General features: G+C 69.4%; 1 protein-coding gene and 1 pseudogene. Both read left to right on the top strand.

Annotated features, from left to right (window positions below; translation table 11 throughout):
• The coding region (locus IE255_RS38855; RefSeq protein ID WP_190055150.1) for an ABC transporter ATP-binding protein at window positions 1-747 on the top strand (747 nt) is incomplete at its 5' end.
• A gap of 4 nt (window positions 748-751) precedes the next feature.
• Window positions 752-972 (top strand): annotated as a pseudogene (locus tag IE255_RS38850) (ABC transporter permease); the annotation flags it as partial.

Below are 972 nucleotides of genomic sequence, written 5' to 3'. Positions count from 1 at the left end.
CGCCGCCGGGTGGGGGAAACCTTGGAGGCGGCCGGGCTGTCGAAGTTCGCCGGCCGCAAGCCCCGTGAACTGTCCGGCGGGCAGCAGCAGCGCGTCGCCCTGTGCCGGGTCCTGGTCTACCGCCCGCCGATCGTCCTGATGGACGAACCACTGGGCGCGCTGGACAAGAAGCTGCGCGACCAGATGCAGACCGAGATCAAGTCGATCCAGCGCGAACTCGGCCTGACCGTCGTCTATGTGACACATGATCAGGAAGAGGCGCTAGTTCTGTCGGACCGGATCGCGATCATGAAGGACGGCCGGATCGAGCAGTTCGACACGCCCCGTGGCCTGTTCGAGCGCCCGTGTACTCCGTTCGTCGCCGACTTCCTCGGTGCCGCCAACTTCCTCACCGGCAAGGTCGAGGAGTCGGCCGAGGACGGCTGTACTCGGGTGCGGCTGGACACCGGCGGCGTCCTCAAAGCCCGCGCCCACCCGTATGCGCCGGGGCAGCGGGTGCGGGCGGCGGTCCGGCCGGGCAGGCTCCGGCTCACCAGTGCCGAGGGCAGTTGCTGTACCGGCACGGTCGAGACGGCCGTCTATGTCGGTTCGCTGACGCGGATCACCGTCCGCCTGGACGGCGCCGTGCCCGGAACGCCGCCGCTGCGGATCGAGACCGCGCAGACCCCGCCGCGCGTGGGCGAGCGGGTCTGCGTCACCGCCGATCGCGAGGACGTCAGTGTCTTCGACGAGACGGACGGGGGGTGAGGTCATGGCCGGCACCGCTCTCGCACCCGGCAAGGTGCGTGTGAAGACGTCCGCGATGCGCGGGCACCGCTCACGGCTCGCGCTGGTCAACGCCGTCCCCGTGACGGTGTTCCTGCTGGTGTTGTTCGTCTACCCGATCATCGGCGTGCTCTCCCTCAGCCTGGAAGGAGACACCGGCGGCTTCACCCTCCACTGGTACACCGACGCCCTCAGCGGCGTGAACCT

The sequence above is a fragment of the Streptomyces lomondensis genome (assembly GCF_014651035.1).
GTDB lineage: Bacteria > Actinomycetota > Actinomycetes > Streptomycetales > Streptomycetaceae > Streptomyces > Streptomyces lomondensis.
The sequence above is the reverse complement of the archived record's forward strand: the minus strand, read 5'-3'. Positions and strand labels throughout refer to the sequence as shown.